The 17,088-nt window shown below is 68.6% G+C and carries 14 protein-coding genes; 1 reads left to right on the plus strand and 13 read right to left on the minus strand.

The annotated features are described in order from the left end of the window. Nucleotides 1–1,698: an O-antigen ligase family protein gene (locus VEC57_20505; protein ID HYC01525.1), complete on the plus strand. Its 1,698-nt coding sequence runs from the start codon at nt 1–3 to the stop codon at nt 1,696–1,698. A 117-nt stretch (nt 1,699–1,815) separates the two neighbouring features. Here VEC57_20505 and VEC57_20510 read toward each other — a convergent pair whose 3' ends face one another. The 13 genes from VEC57_20510 to icd all read right to left on the minus strand — a co-directional run bounded on the left by VEC57_20510 (nt 1,816) and on the right by icd (nt 16,991). Beyond that, a complete protein-coding gene (locus VEC57_20510) occupies nt 1,816–2,595 on the minus strand; it encodes a hypothetical protein (GenBank protein HYC01526.1) in 780 nt (259 codons plus the stop codon). Nucleotides 2,596–2,689: 94 nt separating this feature from the next. Further along, nucleotides 2,690–4,501 (minus strand): ABC transporter ATP-binding protein, encoded by a 1,812-nt coding sequence (locus VEC57_20515; GenBank protein ID HYC01527.1) that lies wholly within the window; start codon nt 4,499–4,501, stop codon nt 2,690–2,692. 94 nt (nt 4,502–4,595) lie between these two features. Further along, nucleotides 4,596–6,398, minus strand: a complete 1,803-nt coding sequence (locus VEC57_20520; GenBank protein HYC01528.1) for a sugar transferase — start codon at nt 6,396–6,398, stop codon at nt 4,596–4,598. A 75-nt stretch (nt 6,399–6,473) separates the two neighbouring features. Continuing rightward, on the minus strand, nt 6,474–7,727 hold the full coding sequence (locus VEC57_20525) for a hypothetical protein (GenBank protein HYC01529.1): 1,254 nt from the start codon (nt 7,725–7,727) through the stop codon (nt 6,474–6,476). A 65-nt stretch (nt 7,728–7,792) separates the two neighbouring features. Next, nucleotides 7,793–8,716 (minus strand): PfkB family carbohydrate kinase, encoded by a 924-nt coding sequence (locus VEC57_20530; GenBank protein ID HYC01530.1) that lies wholly within the window; start codon nt 8,714–8,716, stop codon nt 7,793–7,795. After that, nucleotides 8,716–9,618 carry an S-methyl-5'-thioadenosine phosphorylase gene (gene mtnP / locus VEC57_20535; GenBank protein ID HYC01531.1) on the minus strand — a complete coding sequence of 301 codons (903 nt, stop codon included), beginning with the start codon at nt 9,616–9,618 and terminating at the stop codon, nt 8,716–8,718. The genes VEC57_20530 and mtnP overlap by 1 nt, the downstream gene beginning before the upstream one ends. A gap of 120 nt (nt 9,619–9,738) precedes the next feature. Beyond that, nucleotides 9,739–10,728 (minus strand): diacylglycerol kinase family protein, encoded by a 990-nt coding sequence (locus VEC57_20540; GenBank protein HYC01532.1) that lies wholly within the window; start codon nt 10,726–10,728, stop codon nt 9,739–9,741. A gap of 58 nt (nt 10,729–10,786) precedes the next feature. After that, entirely contained in the window at nt 10,787–11,842 is a 1,056-nt protein-coding gene (gene rlmN / locus VEC57_20545; protein ID HYC01533.1) for a 23S rRNA (adenine(2503)-C(2))-methyltransferase RlmN, read from the minus strand. A gap of 86 nt (nt 11,843–11,928) precedes the next feature. Then, entirely contained in the window at nt 11,929–12,354 is a 426-nt protein-coding gene (gene ndk / locus VEC57_20550; protein HYC01534.1) for a nucleoside-diphosphate kinase, read from the minus strand. Between the two features lie 94 nt (nt 12,355–12,448). Continuing rightward, nucleotides 12,449–13,315: a succinate--CoA ligase subunit alpha gene (gene sucD, locus VEC57_20555; GenBank protein ID HYC01535.1), complete on the minus strand. Its 867-nt coding sequence runs from the start codon at nt 13,313–13,315 to the stop codon at nt 12,449–12,451. 10 nt (nt 13,316–13,325) lie between these two features. Further along, entirely contained in the window at nt 13,326–14,579 is a 1,254-nt protein-coding gene (gene sucC / locus VEC57_20560; GenBank protein ID HYC01536.1) for an ADP-forming succinate--CoA ligase subunit beta, read from the minus strand. 30 nt (nt 14,580–14,609) lie between these two features. Beyond that, on the minus strand, nt 14,610–15,551 hold the full coding sequence (gene mdh, locus VEC57_20565) for a malate dehydrogenase (GenBank protein ID HYC01537.1): 942 nt from the start codon (nt 15,549–15,551) through the stop codon (nt 14,610–14,612). Between the two features lie 186 nt (nt 15,552–15,737). Beyond that, on the minus strand, nt 15,738–16,991 hold the full coding sequence (icd, locus tag VEC57_20570) for an isocitrate dehydrogenase (NADP(+)) (GenBank protein ID HYC01538.1): 1,254 nt from the start codon (nt 16,989–16,991) through the stop codon (nt 15,738–15,740). Nucleotides 16,992–17,088: the final 97 nt, after the last annotated feature.

Consider the following 17,088-nt stretch of genomic DNA (forward strand, 5'->3'; position numbering starts at 1 on the left):
GTGCCGGACCAGCAAGGCGTTGCGAGCCGCGCCGATGGCGGTCGAGGCAGCAGCGTCGTTTCAGGCGGCGCCAGCGGCGGCTGGCGCCGCGGCGCGGTCGGTCTGCTGCAGATCGGGCTGCCGCTGGCACTGGCGACGATCGTGGGCGCGGCGATGCTCGACAACCTTTTCGTGCGTCCCGAGCTGCGCCTGGTTCGCATGGTGGTCATGCTCGTCGGCGTCGCGATGGGAGCCTCCGCGCCCGCTGCCGGCCTTGCGGCAGTGGTGGTGCTGGCCGGAGCCGGCGACATCCTCGCCACCGATCTGCTGCGCCGCGGCGATCTGGCACTGGCCGAGCATCTCCTCATCCCTTTGTGCGGCGTCGCGCTGGTGCGGCACTTCACGCATGTCCGGCGCGAATCGCTGTCGATGCTCACGGCCACCTCGGCGATCTATGCCGCCGTCGTGCTGGCCTCCTCGATCTCGGTGGCCGCCGATGCGTTCTGGCGCGCGCATCTGGCGGCGCCCGATCTCGGATGGACGCCACTGCTCGAGAATCACGTGCTGACGCCACTGGCCGCCGCGCCCACCGCGTCGCTCGTGTTCCACCCGGACGCCACGGTCATGTGGGCAATGCGCAGCATGATCCTCGTCGCGGGAGCGTTCCTCCTGATTCGCACCGCCGAGCTTTCGTCGGTGGCCCTGCAGTCGTCGCGTGTGGCAGCGGCCACGACGCTGGCGCTCGGCATCACCTGTGCGATCGGTCTTCTGCAGTGGTTCTTCCCCTTCAACCTCGACACCATCTACTTCCGCAAGGTGCAGCCCGGCCTGTTCCGCATCGATTCGACGTGGCCCGACCCCAATTCGCTCGCGTGCTACCTGCTGGTCGCGGCACCGATCGCCGTTGCCTGGACCGCATGGCCCTCCGGCGGCGCGCGGCCACGGCCCGTCCTGGCCGTTGCATGGGCGGCAGTCTCTTGCGTGATCCTGTGGCTGACGGGATCGCGCGGCTCGCTGTTCGCGCTCGTGCTGGCGGCGACCGCGCTGGCACTTGCGGCAGCGGCGCTGGCACCGCGCTGGCATCTGATGAGAAAGGGCCGCACGCGCCGCAACGTCGCTGTGGCCGCAGTGTCGGCAGCGCTGTTGCCGTTCGCTCTCGCCGCCGCCATCACCGCCACCGGCGCCGCCGACGACCTCCAATATGGCCGCTCCACCAGCCGTCTGCAGGTGCTCGCGCTTTCGCTGGATCTGCGGCGCTCGCCGCGCGAGATCCTGACGGGGCGCGTGCGCTTGTGGGAGGCCGCCCTCGCGCTGTGGCGCGAATCGCCGTTGCGCGGCGTCGGTGCCGGGCAATACGCCGGCCGCAAACGTGCGTTTCTCGCGCAGCACACTCCGAACCCGGATGCTTGGCGGGGAGCCCACAACGCGTATCTGGAACTGCTGGCAGAGACCGGGATCCTTGGCCTCGCGGCCATCCTGGCCGTGGCGGCCGGAATGTTCGCTTCCCTCGACACCATTCTGCGCCGCGGCGACCACGGCGCCAGGATGCGCGCGCTGGCCATGACATGGGCGCTGCTGGCCGTCGGGTTCTCGCAGCTGGCGCAGGACTGGGTGCATCGGCGCGGCGGCATCCTCGTGCTCGCGTCGCTCGTCGTTCTCGTGGCGCTCGAACGGCGGTCGGTGGAGCAGCCGCCGGAGGCTGAGCAGCGGTCGCGATGAAACCCGCCCTGCGGTTCCGCGTCGTTCGCGCCTTGGGCGAGCTGCTCGACGCGGCCATGCTGCCATTCAGTCCTGCGTGCGCGGCAGCACGATGCGGCGCGCCGATCACGCTTCAGGTCACGATCGAGCTTCGTCCAGCGCATCACGGATGGTCTGGACGCGCCGCCGCAGCCGCTCGAACTTGGGCGATCGACGACGCGCTTCCAGCGCCGCACGGCGCCGCGCGAACCCTTCGTCGATGTAGCTCGGATTGCCGAGCTCGCGGTCCGGGTACAGGCGGCGCAGCGCGGTGAGCAGGCACTGCGGATCGCGCACCGCATCGGCGTAGGCGACCGTCTCGCCCGCCACGCTCGACAGCGCGCGCTCCGCCAGCAGCAGTCCGGTGATGAGCTCGTCCAGCAGGAGCTGCGCCGTCCAGCGATCGTGCACCGGCGTTCGCACGACCCGCCGCGCGGCAATTCGCCACAGAGAATGCGTGACGGCCGCGCGGCGTGCTCGTGCGACGGCAGCCTGTGGCAGGCCCGCAGGCGACGTCGTCGCGGCCACCGCAGGGTAGTGCCAGCCCCGCTCGAGCATCGAGGCCGCCACCTCGGCAACGTCGCGGGTGACCTTGAGGACGCGAAACCGCGCCAGGCCCGGCCAGGCCGCCAGCGCGAACGGCTGCACGACGTCCTTGTACGCGAAGCCTTCGCGATGCGCCGCATCGTCGAGGAACGCGAAGATCTGCTCGCGGTCGCAGCGATGCTGCGCGCGCATCGAAAACTTCCGGCTCCCGTGCAGCTGCGGCCATCCCATCAGGACATGGCGGTCGAGGTTGAGAATCTCTCCCTCGTTCGTCCAGCGCGGCTCGCGCAGGCCCAGCGCCTCGCGGGAGATCGAGTAGATCAGACTCGACATCGACCGCGGAAGCGACAGGACGAACAGAGAGGATGGCGCCGGCTGCCCGCTCACCGCGACGCACTCGACAGCGCGATTCGTGCCGGCTGCCCGCTCACTGGAACGCACTCGACAGCGCGCGTGGCATCTCCGCGGCGCCGGCGGGCTGCGCCAGGATGGCGGCAAACCCGGGACAGCGGTTGGCCACTTCCTGCGGGCGACCTTCGGCGGCAACGCGGCCGCCCTCGAGATACACGACGCGGTCGCACTGCAGGAGCAGCTCGCGATCGTGCGTCGATAGCAGCACCGTTCGCCGCGGCCGCGCGGATTGCAGGATGGCGTTGACCGCGCCGCGCGCCTCGGTGTCGAGCGCGGACGTGACCTCGTCGAGAACCAGAACCTGCGCCTGCGGATACAGCGCCCGCGCGAGCGCCACGCGCTGGCGCTGGCCGCCCGACAGGCCGCTGCCGGCCTGCCCCGCTCGGCGCTCGAGCCCTTCGGCGAAATGCTGCACGTCGCGCTCCAGGCCGGCTTCGCGCGCGCTGCTCCACAAGCGTTCTTCGTCCGGCGCCGCGCGGTCGTAGCCGAAGACGATGTTGGCGCGCACCGTCTCGTCGAGCAGGCGCACCGACTGCGGAACATAGCCGATGCCGGCGCGCCAGCCTTCGGGATCCTCGCGGACGTCGCGGCCGTCCACGCGCACGCTGCCAGTGGATGGCGGCAGCAGGCCCATGACGATGTGCAGCAGGGTGGATTTGCCGGCCCCGTTGGGCCCGGCAAGGCCGACCACTTCTCCGCGCTCGATGCGCAGGCTGACGTCGCGCAATGCGGTGTGGCCCGCATACGAGAACGAGACGTTGCGCATCTCGATCTCCCGCTGCAGCGTCCACGGCTCCGCCGCACGATCGGGCGATGGCATGGCGGCGACGTCGGCCGCCAGGCGCTGAAGCGGGACGGTGGCGTCCTCGATCATCCCGGCCGACACCAGCACGTTGGCCAGCCCGGGCAGGATGCGCAGCCCGGCGTACAGGTACAGGCCCAGCGCCGGCAGCACGCCGCCGCCGACGGTAGGTCCGGCCATGCCCGCGACGGCAGCGAGAATGATCACCGCACCGACGGCGGTCTCCACGATGAGGCCCGGAGTCGCGCGCAGCAGCTTGCGCAGAAAGCGGGCGCGCGCGAGCTCCTCGTCCGCGATTCGGAAGCGTTCGGCGAAGAACCGCTGCCGCCCGAGGATGTAGATTTCCTTGGCCGACTCCATCCCTTCGTGGAGGGCGCGGTGGCGGGTGCGGCCGGCATCGTCCGCGCGGCGGCCGATCCGCCGGTTGATGCGCCGCAGCGACTGCATCGTGACCAGCAGCACGATGGTGCCGCCGGCAACGACGGCGAGCGTGGCGCGCGGATGGATGGCGAACAGCACGACCAGCGTCGCCGCCATCGTCGTCAGGATCCGAATGACCGCAGCGGTCTCGGTCAGCACCGTGCCGTACACGGACCCGATCGACTCGCCGAGCCGATGGCCGTAGTCGGCGGTGTTACGCTGAAGCTGCGTTGCGAACGGCAGCGACAAGTAGCCGCGAAACAGCCGCGCGGCGAACTGCGCCTGATCGCTCGCCAGCACGCGGCTGCTGTAGGCGATGTCGGCGTAGCTCAGCAACACGCGCAGCAACAACAGCGAGAACGCCAGCCACAGGAACGGGCCTGCCGTCGCCGGATCGGCCGAAGCGGGCATCCATTCCTTCATGCGCTGCGCAAGGCCCGGCGCGGCCCGACCATGAACCATCGCCAGCAGCCCGTAGACGACGGCGACCGTGGCGGCCTCGACGCTGGAGGCGATCATTCCGAACGGAAGCTGCAGCAGCCACCGGCGGCGCTGCTGAGGCGTCAGCAGCGAGAAGGCGGTGGCGATGTTCTTGGTGAGCTGCACGAGCGGCCGGCGAGGTCCTAACGAGCGCGGCGCGTGATCACAAGGTAGTCGGACGGGCCGCCCGGCACCGCGGTGACCGCGCGTCGCAGCGGCTCTACCTCAGAGGCTCGGCGCAACGATCGGTCGCGTCGAGGGAGACAACCTCGGCCGGCGCCGCGCGCAGCGGATCGGCATCGGTGGCGATCAGGGCGCACGCGTCCGCGATGGCCGCGGCCGCTTGCGGATCGCCGGCGCGCGCGCACTCGGACGCTGCCTGCGCCAGCGCCGCATCGCAATCGAGCAGGAGGTGGAGCTTGCGCGCGAGCGACTCTTCGTCCCAGCTCCCCTCCTCGACCCACCACAGCGCCGCGCGCGATGCCAGCCCGGTCAGATTGGCGCGCTGATGCTCGCGCGCATGATGCGGAAGCGGAACGAACAGTGCCGCCACTTCGACGGTCGCGATCTCGGCGATGCTCATGGCACCGGCACGTGAGATGACGAAGTCGCTCGCGCGCAGCTCCGCTGCCATGTCGAGCGTGCGTTCCAGAACGCGCGCCGTCACGCCCTGCGCTCGATAGCTTTCGCGTACCTGTCCGACGCGTGGATGGCCGGTGTAGTGCGTTACCGAGATGTCGATGCCGCCGCCGGAAGCGGCACGCGCGATCAGCGGGGGGACCGCTCGATCCAGAAACTCCGAGCCGAGCGATCCGCCGATCACCAGGATCCTGCGGGCTTTGCCGCCGCGGTCCGCAGGGCCCGCGTTCCGAAATGCCGATCGCACCGGGTTGCCGGTGACGATGGTGCGCGAGCGAGGGAAGTCGCGGGCTGTCGTCTCCATCCCGATGCAGATGCGGCCGGCGAGCATTCCGGCCAGGCGATTGGAAAGACCCGCGCGCGCATTGGCCTCATGAACGAGGATCGGAATGCCCAGGCTTGCCGCCGCCAATGCGCTGTCGAAGGAAGCGTAGCCGCCCGTCACGACGAGGAGGCGCGTCCTGCGCGCGCGCAGGATCGTGCGCACCTGCAGAAACGATCGGACCACATCCAGCGGCAGCCGCAGGCGCTCGCGCAACCGCGCACCATAGAAAGGACGCGAGGCGACGTGCTCGACCTCCACGCCGCTGCCGTCGAGCATCCACTGGCCCGGCGTTCGCCGCGCCAGGACGAAGTAGATGGGGGTGCGCGGCAGCCTTCGCATGAGCTCTTCGCGCACCGCCAGGGCCGGCGCGATATGGCCCGCGGTGCCGCCGCCCACCAGCGCGATGGAGGAACATTCGTCGCCGGCAGGGTCGCGGGCCTCGGTGCGCGGACCGGCCATGACTGGCGCGATCATCGCCAGCGGGGTTCGCACCAGCATCGCCAGGTCGCGGCGCATCGACCAGCGGCCGACGTACTCGCAATCGTCGCGCACCATCTGGTCGTGGGGCGGCGCCTCCTTGTGCCTGGTGCGGATCTGCCAGCGGCCCGTCAGGCCAGGCGGCACGAGCATGCGCACGCGCTTCCACTGTTCGCTGCCTGCCGGAGCATGATCGATGTCGTAGGCCAGCAGCGGACGCGGCCCGACCAGCGTCATGTCGCCGCGCAGGACGTTGAAGAGTTGCGGCAGCTCGTCCAGGGATGCGCGCCGCAGCAGCGATCCGATCCAGGTCAAACGAGGGTCGACGGTCAGGACGAAGGGATGGCCGGGCTGGGCGTGGCGGGCCAGGAGCTGCTCACGCACATCGTGCGCTCCGGCGCGCATGGTGCGGAACTTGTACATCGTGAACAGCGCGCCACCGAGACCGACGCGCTGATCCCGGTACAGGACCGGCCCGCGCGACGTCACCCGCACCGCCAGCGCCAGCAGGGCGAAGACGGGCAACAGCGCCGTGGCGAGCGTCGCCGCGACGAACACGTCGAGGCACCGCTTCGCGGCCATCTGCGAAACCGTCAATCCTTCGAGTCGCTGCATTCCCCAACTGGCACGAGTCCGCCGTGCCGCGCATGGGCAATCTCATTCTTCCCCCATCATGGCAAGGGCCTTCGCGCGCCATCGCGCATGCCAGCTCTGCCCTTGCCCGCGGCGAATCGCGGCGGCAGCGGCCGCGAGGCGGGCCTCCGCCTCCTCCGCATGCGTGAGGAGTTGATGCAGAAGCAGCGACAGCTCGCGGTCGGAGCGAAACTTCAGGGTGCTCTCCTCGGGGGCCAGCACCTCGTTCAGACATGGCCCGTAGTCCAGGGCTGCCACGGGCAACCGCGCCCCGTGCATGTCGAGAATCTTCATCGGCAGGTCGACGCCGCTGGCGGAGCGATGAAGGCTCAGCCCCACATCGCACGAGGCAAGCAGACAGGCGTAGAGCTCGAGATCGAGCCAGCCGGTGCGGATCGTGACGTGGCGCAGCCCCGCAGCGGCCGCGCGCCGTTCCCAGTCCGCGCGTGCGGCTCCGTCGCCGGTGGCGAAAAGCTCGAGAAACGGTGGCTGCACGATTGCGGGCACGCGGGCGGTGGTGTCGCCACCGGCAAGGCAGACGTCGAGATGCACGAGCGCCCGCAGCAGGAGGTCCATGTCCTCGTCGGCCGTCCAGCTCGTCGATGTGACCACCGCCAGGTCGCTATCGCCCGATGGCGGCCCCGCGACGTGACCGAGCAGGCCGCGCAGCTTCTGCAGGTCAGCGGGGACGGCGGCCAGAAACACATCGGCGGGCTTGTCGTGGAGGACGGCCACGGGCGACAGCTTCCACTCCTTCGTCAGCACGTCGCGCATCGCCGAGGATACGCACAGATGCGCGTGCGCCAGCGTGCCGGACCAGCGCTCGTAGGCGCGCGCCGCGCCGATCAGCGCGCTGCCGGCGCGCGCACGGAGCGCGAGCATCGACCATCCGAAGTTGTGCCAGTCCACGATGATGCGGCATCCGCAGAGGCGGCCGGCCAGGGCTGCCACCGTGAGGTTCGGGATTGCCGGAGGCACCTGCACGAGCAGGATGCTGGCCGGAGGGCGTGCATTCGTCCGTTGCGACCCGCGCCCGCGTGGCATTGGTCGACGGGCAGCGAGAATTCGCACCAGCAGCTCGAGCGGCTGCAGGAGCCCGCGCCACAGGACCTGCACGAAGAGACCGGCGGCGCCGGCTTTGAGGCGAGGCGGGCTGCGAAGATATCGGACGCGGATCGCGTTGCGGCCAAGCACGTCGGCCGGCAGAGCGTGGCCGCGGTAGCCGAGCAGCGTCACGTCATAGCCTTCATCCGCCAGCGCCTGGGCGTGGTAGAGCATGCGAGGGCTGGCGCCGAGGTCTCCGAGGACCACGACGATTGCGCGCGCGGTTCGCGAAGGATCTTTCAGCTCTGGAAGTCCGTGATCGCCATGAACTGGCGGTAGCGCCGGTCGATCTCGTCGCGCGTCAGCGCCTTGAGGCGGTCCAGGCCGAAATTCTCCACCGTGAACGAAGCGACCACGGTGCCGTAGACGATGGCGCGCCGCAGCGATCTGCTGGTGACTTCGCCTTCCTCGGCCAGGCTGCCGAACATGCCACCGGCAAAGGAGTCGCCGGCGCCGGTCGGATCGATGACCTCCTCGAGCGGGAACGCCGGCACCGCGAAGATCTCGTCGGCGGAGAACTGCAATGCGCCGTACTCGCCGCGCTTGATGATGAGGTGCTCGGGGCCCATCGCCAGGATCTTGCGCGCCGCCTTGACGATGTTGCGCTCGCCCGCCAGCTGCAGCGCCTCCGAATCGTTGATGCTGAGCAGGTCGACCTGCCCGAGCAGATGTTGGAGCTCCTCGGGGGCGCTCTGGATCCAGTAGTCCATCGTGTCGGCGCCCACGTACTGCGGCGACGTCAGCTGCGAGAGCACGTTTGCCTGAAGCGTCGGCTGGATGTTGGCCAGGAACACGAACTCGCTGGCGCGGTAGGACTCGGGCAGCTTGGGGCTGAACGTCTCGAACACGTTGAGGTCCACGCTGAGCGTGTCGCGCACGTTCATGTTCTCGTGGTAGCGGCCGTGCCACCGGAAGGTCTTGCCTTCGGCCTCCTCGAGGCCCTCGATGTTGATTCCGGTCTCGACGAGGAAGCGGCGCTCGGCTTCGGGAAAGTCCTGGCCGACCACGCCGACCAGATTGACCGGGGCGAAGAAGTTCGCTGCCACGGCAAAGTAGCTGCAGGCGCCGCCGAGCACGTCGGGCGCATTCCCGTGCGGCGTCTCGAGCGAATCGAGCGCCACCGACCCCACGACACACACCGACTTCGCGGATGCTTTGGACATCATTCTCCTCGGCCGCTGACGCGCTCCAGCAGCAGCGCCACGCGGTCTCTCACTTCTTCGCTGATGACCTGCGGCGAGGTCACCACGGCATGTTCCAGAGCACGCCGGCACGTGCACGAGCGCTCGGTGCGGATCGCGCCTGCCAGGCGCCGCACCACCTCCTGCGCCAGGCCGACGTTGGCCGAGAGGACCGAGAGCACGTCGGTGATCTCGACGTCGCCGCCGCTGTCGCGCCAACAGTCGTAGTCGGTGGCCAGCGCCAGCGTGGCGAAACACATCTCGGCCTCGCGCGCCAGCTTGGCCTCCTGCAGGTTCGTCATGCCGATGATGTGGGCCTCCCAGCTGCGGTAGAGGTTGGACTCGGCACGCGTCGAGAACTGCGGGCCTTCCATGCAGACGTAGGTGCCGCCTTCGTGAACCGTGGCCCCCGCCTCGCGCGCGCAGTCGGCCAGCCGGTTCGACATCGGCGCGCAGAAAGGATCGGCGAAGCTGACATGGGCCACGACGCCACCGGTAAAGAACGTCGAGATGCGGCCCTTCGTCCGGTCGATGAACTGGTCGGGAACGACGACGTCGCCCGGCGCGATCTCCTCGCGCAGGCTGCCGACGGCGGAGATGGCGAGCACGGCATCGGCGCCCAGCTGCTTGAAGCCGTGGATGTTGGCGCGAAAGTTGATCTCACTCGGCGAAATGCGGTGTCCGACACCGTGGCGTGGAAGGAAGGCGACTTTCTGCGCGCCGATGCGGCCGACGACGTAGTGGTCGGACGGCTCGCCGAACGGCGTGGACAGCTCGACTCGCTCGGCGTCCTCGAGGGCCTCCATCTGGTAGAGGCCGCTGCCGCCGATCACGCCCAGCAGCGTATCCCCTGTCGTGGACTGGTCGTCATTCGCCGCAGGCATCTGCGCCTCATACTAGGGATTTCGGGCCGTCGGAAATCCGCAGACCGTCGCATCCACATCCGCGGTGTGCACCGCGGCCACGATGCCGGGCGCGGGGCACGGTGACGAGATGGTCGTCGATTACTGAAGGCCGACGTCGGCGTTGGCGCGGGCGGAAGCGAAGGCCGCCATCGGTACCATTCCGGAGATGAAGCGGGCCGTCGGCCCCGACTCGATCTCCAGCACCGTCACCGGCGGCAACAGCTCGCCGTCGACGGTGAAACCCTGCGGGGTCTCGAATTCGACGCGCACGTAGCGGGCCATGCTGTCGTAGAGCGTGTCCAGCCCGCACGGAAAGCCGCGCCAGAAATGTCCGAGCCGCGACAGCAGCTGGCCCGGCGTCGGATTCCCCGCCAGCAGGTGGAAGTAGCCGTGCTTGCGGCCGCTCAGATAGAATGGCCGCACGCCAAGGCCGATGTGCGTGGCCGAACTGGCCAGGATCAGCGTGAATTCCTTGAACGGCAGCGGCGTCTCGTCGCACCGTGCGCGCCCGGGGATGCGAGGCACGACGTCGTGAATGAAATCGGTTCGCGCCAGCCAGGAGATGCCGCAGCGCACGAGCAACGCTGCGGCCGTCGCCGGGCTCGGCTTCCTTGCCGCGTAATACTTGTCGAGGAAGTGCGTGATCAGGCCCGCCCCGACGATGGAGCCGTAGACCTGCCCGTTGACGCACAGCAGCGGCCGCTCGACGATCCGGAACGCGCGGCCTCGCCGGTAGCCGGCCATCACCGCCGCCATCATCGCCTCCGGTCGCGACGGTCCGCCGACGCTGCGCGAGATGTTGTTGATGGTCCCGCCCCGCAGCGCCACGAACATCGGCAGCCGGTCGGCGCCCCAGATCGACATCGCGCGCGAGACGACGAAACACATCGAGCCGTCGCCGCCGCTGACGGCCACGACATCGAAGTCGCGGTCATGAAAGCCTTGCAGCGCCGAATCGAGGGCCGACAGATCCTGTGTGACGACGACCTCGCCGTCCTCCCCCACGATGGCGGAAATGCGCTCGGACGCGCCGGCGCGGCGGCGGTTTCCGCTCGCGTGCGGATTCAGGATGACGCCGACACCGGGCATTCGCCTCAGTTCCGCGTCGCGGCGCGACCGCCGCCGGCAAGGTGGTTCGCTCGCGCGCTCACGCCCCGGCCTGTGTGGCGGCGAGCTGTCCGCAGGCCGCCGCGATGTCGCGGCCGCGGCTGACGCGCACGGTGGTGTGGATGCCGGCGGCGAGCAGGCGTTCCTGGAACGCGAGCACCTTTTCGTGGCTCGGGCAGCGGAAGCCGGACCCTTCGAACTCGTTGAACGGGATCAGATTGACCTTGACGGCAACGCCGCGCAGCAGGCGGGCGATGGCGTCGGCGTCCGACAGCGAATCGTTGACGTCTTCGAGCAGCGTGTACTCGAACGTGATGCGCTTGCGGCGCGGAAGTCCCAGCCGCTTGCACGCGCCGATCAGAACCTCGAGGGGATAGCGCCTGTTGATCGGCATCAGCAGGTCCCGCACGTCGTTGCGGGCCGAGCCGAGCGAGATCGCGATGTGCACGTCGGTCTCCGCGACCAGCCGCTCCATCTGCGGGACGAGGCCGGCGGTGGAGACGGTGATCCGGCGCGGCGAGATGCCCAGGCCCCAGCGGGCCGTCATGATCTCGATGGCCCGCACCAGGCGGTCGTAGTTCGCCAGCGGCTCGCCCATGCCCATGAAGACGTAGTTGGTCAGCGGATGCGGCCGCGCGAGCTCGCGCGCCATCATCACCTGCGCGACGATCTCGAACGGCTCCAGGTTGCGCACCAGGCCCAGGCGGGCGGTGGCGCAGAACGCGCAGTCGAGCGCGCAGCCGACCTGCGAGGAGATGCACAGCGTCAGGCGCTCTTCGCGCGGAATGAGCACGCTCTCGACGACGCGCCGGTCGGAGAGCCCGACCAGCATCTTGCGCGTGTCGTCGCAGGAATGCTGCAGGAGCGCCTGCTCGGGAAGGCTGGTGTCGAAATCCTCGTCGAGCGCGGCACGTACGGCCTCGGGCAGGTTGTGCATGTCCGAGACCGGCGTCAGCGGCCGGTTGTAGAGCCAGCCGACGATCTGCGCGGCGCGGTAGGCCTCGAAGCCGCGCGCGGCAGCCCACTGCGCGACCTCGTCGAGCGTCAGCGATCGGACGTTCTTCTTCTTCGCGTTCTGCGCGCGCGCAAGGCTCATGGCGGCCGCGGGCCGGCTCGATGCTCCGTGCTCCGAAGATCGCGCCTGTCCCGTCTCCCCCGCCATCATCCTCTTCCGGCGTGCGCTCAGCGAGCCTGCAGCTCGAGCGCGTTGAAAAAGTACCCGATTTCGAACGCCGCGGTGTCGGGGCCGTCCGACCCATGCGCGGCGTTGCGCTCGATGTTGGAGCCGTAGAGCTTGCGCACCGTACCCTCGGCCGCCTTGGCCGGGTCGGTGGCGCCGAGCAGGTCGCGGTGCTTGAGGATGGCGCCCTCGCCTTCCAGGACCGACACCACCACCGGGCCTTCGGTCATGAACGTGCACAGGTCGCCGAAGAAGGGACGCTCCTTGTGCACGGCGTAGAAGCCCTCGGCCTGCGGCCGCGTCAGGCGGATCATCTTGGTCGCGACCACCCGCAGGCCGCCCTTCTCGAAGATCGACAGGATGCCGCCGATCGCGTTCTTCGAGACCGCGTCCGGCTTGACGATGGACAGAGTACGTTCGGTTGCCATTCCTTCCTCTTGAAGAATGGGGTCAGGTCTTGCTTTCGAGCATTCGAGCTACGGTGCGTCAAAGTGCTCGAATGCAAGACCTCACCCCGGGTTGCTACTTCATTGCGGCGACCATCGTTTCGCCGAGGTCGGCGGGGGATGGGGCGACTTTGAGACCTGCGGCTTCGAGTGCAGCGATCTTCTCGGCGGCGGTGCCCTTGCCGCCGGAGATGATCGCGCCGGCGTGGCCCATGCGTTTGCCCGGCGGCGCCGTCTTGCCGGCGATGAATGCGGCCACCGGCTTTTTCATGTTGGCCTTGATCCACTCGGCGGCATCGATCTCGGCGGCGCCGCCGATCTCGCCGATCATGAACACCGCCTCGGTGTCGGGATCGTCGTTGAACAGGCGCAGCGCATCGATGAAGCCGGTCCCGATGATGGGATCGCCGCCGATGCCGATGCACGTGCTCTGCCCGATCCCGCGCTGCGTGAGCTGATGCACGCACTCGTAGGTCAGCGTGCCGCTGCGCGAGACGACGCCGACCCTGCCCGGCTTGTGGATGTAGCCCGGCATGATGCCGACCTTGGCCTGCCCCGGCGTGATGACGCCCGGACAGTTGGGTCCGACCAGCCGCACCGGCCGTCCCTCGAGCGCGCGCTTGACGCGAATCATGTCGGTGACCGGGATGCCCTCGGTGATGCAGATGATCAGGCCGATGCCCGCATCCGCCGCCTCCAGGATGGCATCGGCCGCGCCCGGAGGCGGAACATAGATCACCGAGACGTCTGCGCCCGTCTTGCGGACCGCATCTTCGACGGTGTCGAAGATGGGCACGCCTTCCCAGTCGGTGCCGCCCTTGCCGGGCCGCACGCCGGCGACCATCTGCGTGCCGTAGTCGCGGCAGCCCTTGAGGTGGAACTTGCCCGTGGCTCCGAGGCCCTGGGTGACGACACGGCTCTTGGCGGAAAGCAGTACTGCCATTCGTCGTCCCCTACGCCGCCGCTCGCGCGGCGTCCACGGCCTTCCGGGCACCGTCGGCCATGTCGGCGGCCGTGATGATGTTCAGGCCCGAGGTGCCGATGATGCGGCGTCCTTCTTCCACGTTGGTGCCCTCGAGGCGGACCACCAGCGGAACCCGTACGCCGACCTGCCTGGACGCCTCGACGACACCCTTGGCCAGGACGTCGCACTGCATGATGCCGCCGAAGATGTTGATGAACACCGCCTTCACGTTCTCGTCCGAAAGGATGATCTTGAACGCTTCGGCAACCTTTTCGGTGGTTGCGCCTCCGCCGACGTCGCAGAAGTTGGCAGGCTCGCCGCCATGGTGGTGGATGATGTCCATAGTCGCCATGGCCAGACCGGCGCCGTTGACCATGCAGCCGATGTTGCCGGACAGCGCGATGTAGCTCAGGTCGAACTTGGCGGCCTGACGTTCCTTGGGATCCTCTTCGTTCTCGTCGCGCAGCTCGCGCACGTCGGCGTGCCGGTACAGCGCGTTGTCGTCGAACGAGACCTTCGCATCGAGCGCGATCAGGCTTCCGTCCCCGGTTTCGACCAGCGGATTGACCTCCACCAGCGAGCAGTCCAGCTCCATGTAGGCGTCGTAGATGCCGTGGAAGAACTTGACCCACTCGCCGATCTTCTCTTCCTTGACGCCGAGGCCGAACGCGAGCTTGCGCGCCTCGTAGTCCTGAAGGCCGATGGCGGGATCGACGGTCACGCGGAAGATCTTCTCCGGCGTCTCCTCGGCGACCCTCTCGATGTCCATGCCGCCGGCGGCGCTTGCCATCATCGCCACCCGTCCCACCGCGCGGTCCAGCAGCACCGACAGGTACAGCTCGCGCCCGATGTCGCAGCCCTCCTCGAGGAAGACGCGGTGCACGCGGCGGCCGCTCGGACCCGTCTGACGCGTGACCAGGATGCTGCCCAGCATCTCGCGCGCCGCAGCCTCGGCATCGGCCGGCGACTTCGCGATGCGCACGCCGCCCTTGCGGTCGTGCTTGGGCAGCCCTTCCTTTTCGAGATTGGCGTGGAAGATGCTCGCGGCTTCCTCTTCGCCCGCGACGATGGCGCCGGCGCCGCGGCCGCCGGCGTGAATCTGCGCCTTGACGACCACGACCGGCGATCCGAGCTGCTCGGCGATCTGGCGCGCTTCCTCCGGCGTGGTGGCGACCTCGCCGCGAAGCGTGCGGACGCCGTAGCGCGCCAGCAGCTTCTTGCCCTGATACTCGTGAACGTTCATCCGGCTCCTCGTCGCGCCAGCGCGCTCTTTCTACTGCGCCAGCACCTTGTCCATCGCGCCGACCAGCTCCTCGACGTGGCTGGCCGATACCGCCAGCTCCTTCTTCTCCTGCTCGGTCAGCTTGAACTCGATGATCTTCTCGATGCCGCCGGCGCCGATCTGCACCGGCACGCCGAGGTAGAAGCCGTTGAAGCCGTACTCTCCTTCGAGGTAGGCCGCGCACGGCAGGATCTTCTTCTGATCGAGCAGATACGACTCGGCCATCTGGATGGCCGCCGTGGCCGGCGAATAGAAGGCCGAGCCGGTCTTGAGCAGAGCCACCACTTCGCCCCCGGCCTTGCGCGTGCGCTCCTCGATCTGCGCCAGGCGCTCTTCCTTGATGAAGTCGGTGACCGGAGCGCCGCCGACCGTGCAGGCCGAGCGCACGGGAACCATGTCGTCACCGTGGCCGCCGAACACCATGGCCTGCACGCTGTGCACCGACACGTTCAGCTCGGCCGCGATGAATGCGCGATAGCGGGCGGAATCCAGGACGCCGGCCATGCCGACGACGCGGTTCTTCGGAAAGCCCGTCTCGCGTTTGCACAGCGTCACCATCGCGTCGAGCGGATTGGAGATGACGATCACGAACGAGTCCGGCGCATTCTCGCGAATGCCCTGAGCCACCGACTTCATGATCTTGGAGTTGGTGGCGAGCAGGTCGTCGCGGCTCATGCCGGGCTTGCGCGCCAGGCCCGCGGTGACGATGCAGACGTCGGCGCCGGCGATGTCCTTGTAATCGTTGGTGCCGCTGACTCTGGCATCGAAGCCCTCGATGGGCCCGCCCTCCATCAGGTCGAGCGCCTTGCCCTGCGGCAGCCCTTCGACGACGTCGAAGAGAACGACGTCGCCGAGGTGACGAATCAGCGCGAGGTGGGCAAGGGTGCCGCCGATGTTGCCTGCGCCGATCAAAGCAATCTTCTTACGTGCCATACGAAGTTGTTCTCCTTTATGGGAGCGCCGATCGCACGCCATCTCGGCCCGTGCTCGCTCTTCGCTCCTCCAGCGTACAGAAGTACGCTTCCGTCGCTCATCGCTGCGCGCGAACCGATCTGGCGCACGCTCGACGCTCTTTGCGGCCCGCGGGCGGAATGCCCTACGTTCGTTGCTCGAAAAATTTCACATGTTGTCGATCATGGCCGTCGCGAAGCCCGAGCACGGGACTTCCTTGGCGCCATCCATCTGCCGGGCCAGGTCGTAGGTGACGACCTTGGAGGAGATGGTCTTTTCCATGGACGTCTCGATCAGGCGCGCCGCTTCGCTCCAGCCGAGGTGCTCGAGCATGAGCACGCCCGACAGGATCACCGATCCCGGGTTGACCTTGTCCTGCCCCGCGTACTTCGGCGCCGTGCCGTGCGTGGCCTCGAAGACGGCGGCACCGTCTCCGATGTTCGCACCCGGCGCCAGACCGAGGCCGCCGACCTGCGCCGCGGCCGCGTCGGACAGATAGTCGCCGTTGAGGTTCATCGTCGCCACGACGCTGTACTCGTCGGGACGCAGCAGGATCTGCTGGAACATCGCGTCGGCGATGCGATCCTTGATCAGGATCCTGCCGGCCGGCGTCCGGCCGCCGTGCTTCTCGTAGACCTCGTTCTCGCTGATCGTCTGCTCGCCGAACTCGCGCGCCGCGAGCTCGTAGCCCCAGTCACGGAAGGCGCCTTCCGTGAACTTCATGATGTTGCCCTTGTGCACCAGCGTCACCGACGGGCGCTTGTTGGCGATGGCGTACTGGATGGCGCGCCGCACCAGGCGCTCGCAGCCTTCCTTGGAAGCCGGCTTGATGCCGATGGCGCTGCCCGGCCGGATCTCCTTCCCCGACTTGGCGACGATGAAGTCGACCACGTCCCTGGCCTCGGCCGTGCCCGCCTTGAACTCGATGCCCGAGTAGACGTCTTCGGTGTTCTCGCGGAACAGGACGATGTTGAGCTTCTCGGGATGCTTGACCGGCGCCGGCACGCCGCTGAAGTAGCGCACCGGCCGCACGCACGCGTACAGGTCATGGATCTGGCGCAGCGCGACGTTGATCGAGCGGATGCCGCCGCCCACCGGCGTCGTCAGCGGGCCCTTGATCGCAACGCGGAAGTCGCGGATCGCCTCGTTGGTCTCCTCGGGAAGCCAGGTGCCTTCGCCGTAGACGGCGTTGGCCTTTTCGCCGGCAAAGATCTCCATCCAGACGATGCGGCGCTTGCCGCCGTAGGAGCGGGCCACGGCCGCATCGAACACGCGCACCGAGGCGCGCCAGATGTCGGGGCCGGTGCCGTCGCCTTCGATGAACGGGATGATGGGATTGTCGGGAACCTGGATGCAGCCGGAGGCGTCGAAGGTTATGCGCTCGCCGCCCGACGGTACCTGGATGTGCTGGTAGCTGGCCATGTCGCTCTTCTCGATGGTTGGGGAGCGGCCGACCAGGGAGAGCCTCGCCGCACCGCGGCACGCTTAACGAGGCCGGACTGGGGAGTCAAAGCGTTTT

The organism is Candidatus Limnocylindrales bacterium (genome assembly GCA_035626395.1).
GTDB lineage: Bacteria > Desulfobacterota > Binatia > UBA1149 > CAITLU01 > DASPNH01.

Bases quoted from the DNA above. Each gene is read 5' to 3' on its own strand.
- VEC57_20510 (HYC01526.1), bottom strand. From the start codon at position 2,595: ATGTCGAGTCTGATCTACTCGATCTCCCGCGAGGCGCTGGGCCTGCGC.
- VEC57_20520 (HYC01528.1), bottom strand. From the start codon at position 6,398: ATGGCCGCGAAGCGGTGCCTCGACGTGTTCGTCGCGGCGACGCTCGCC.
- VEC57_20525 (HYC01529.1), bottom strand. From the start codon at position 7,727: ATGCTCTACCACGCCCAGGCGCTGGCGGATGAAGGCTATGACGTGACG.
- VEC57_20530 (HYC01530.1), bottom strand. From the start codon at position 8,716: ATGTCCAAAGCATCCGCGAAGTCGGTGTGTGTCGTGGGGTCGGTGGCG.
- mtnP (HYC01531.1), bottom strand. From the start codon at position 9,618: ATGCCTGCGGCGAATGACGACCAGTCCACGACAGGGGATACGCTGCTG.
- VEC57_20540 (HYC01532.1), bottom strand. From the start codon at position 10,728: ATGCCCGGTGTCGGCGTCATCCTGAATCCGCACGCGAGCGGAAACCGC.
- rlmN (HYC01533.1), bottom strand. From the start codon at position 11,842: ATGAGCCTTGCGCGCGCGCAGAACGCGAAGAAGAAGAACGTCCGATCG.
- ndk (HYC01534.1), bottom strand. From the start codon at position 12,354: ATGGCAACCGAACGTACTCTGTCCATCGTCAAGCCGGACGCGGTCTCG.
- sucD (HYC01535.1), bottom strand. From the start codon at position 13,315: ATGGCAGTACTGCTTTCCGCCAAGAGCCGTGTCGTCACCCAGGGCCTC.
- sucC (HYC01536.1), bottom strand. From the start codon at position 14,579: ATGAACGTTCACGAGTATCAGGGCAAGAAGCTGCTGGCGCGCTACGGC.
- mdh (HYC01537.1), bottom strand. From the start codon at position 15,551: ATGGCACGTAAGAAGATTGCTTTGATCGGCGCAGGCAACATCGGCGGC.
- icd (HYC01538.1), bottom strand. From the start codon at position 16,991: ATGGCCAGCTACCAGCACATCCAGGTACCGTCGGGCGGCGAGCGCATA.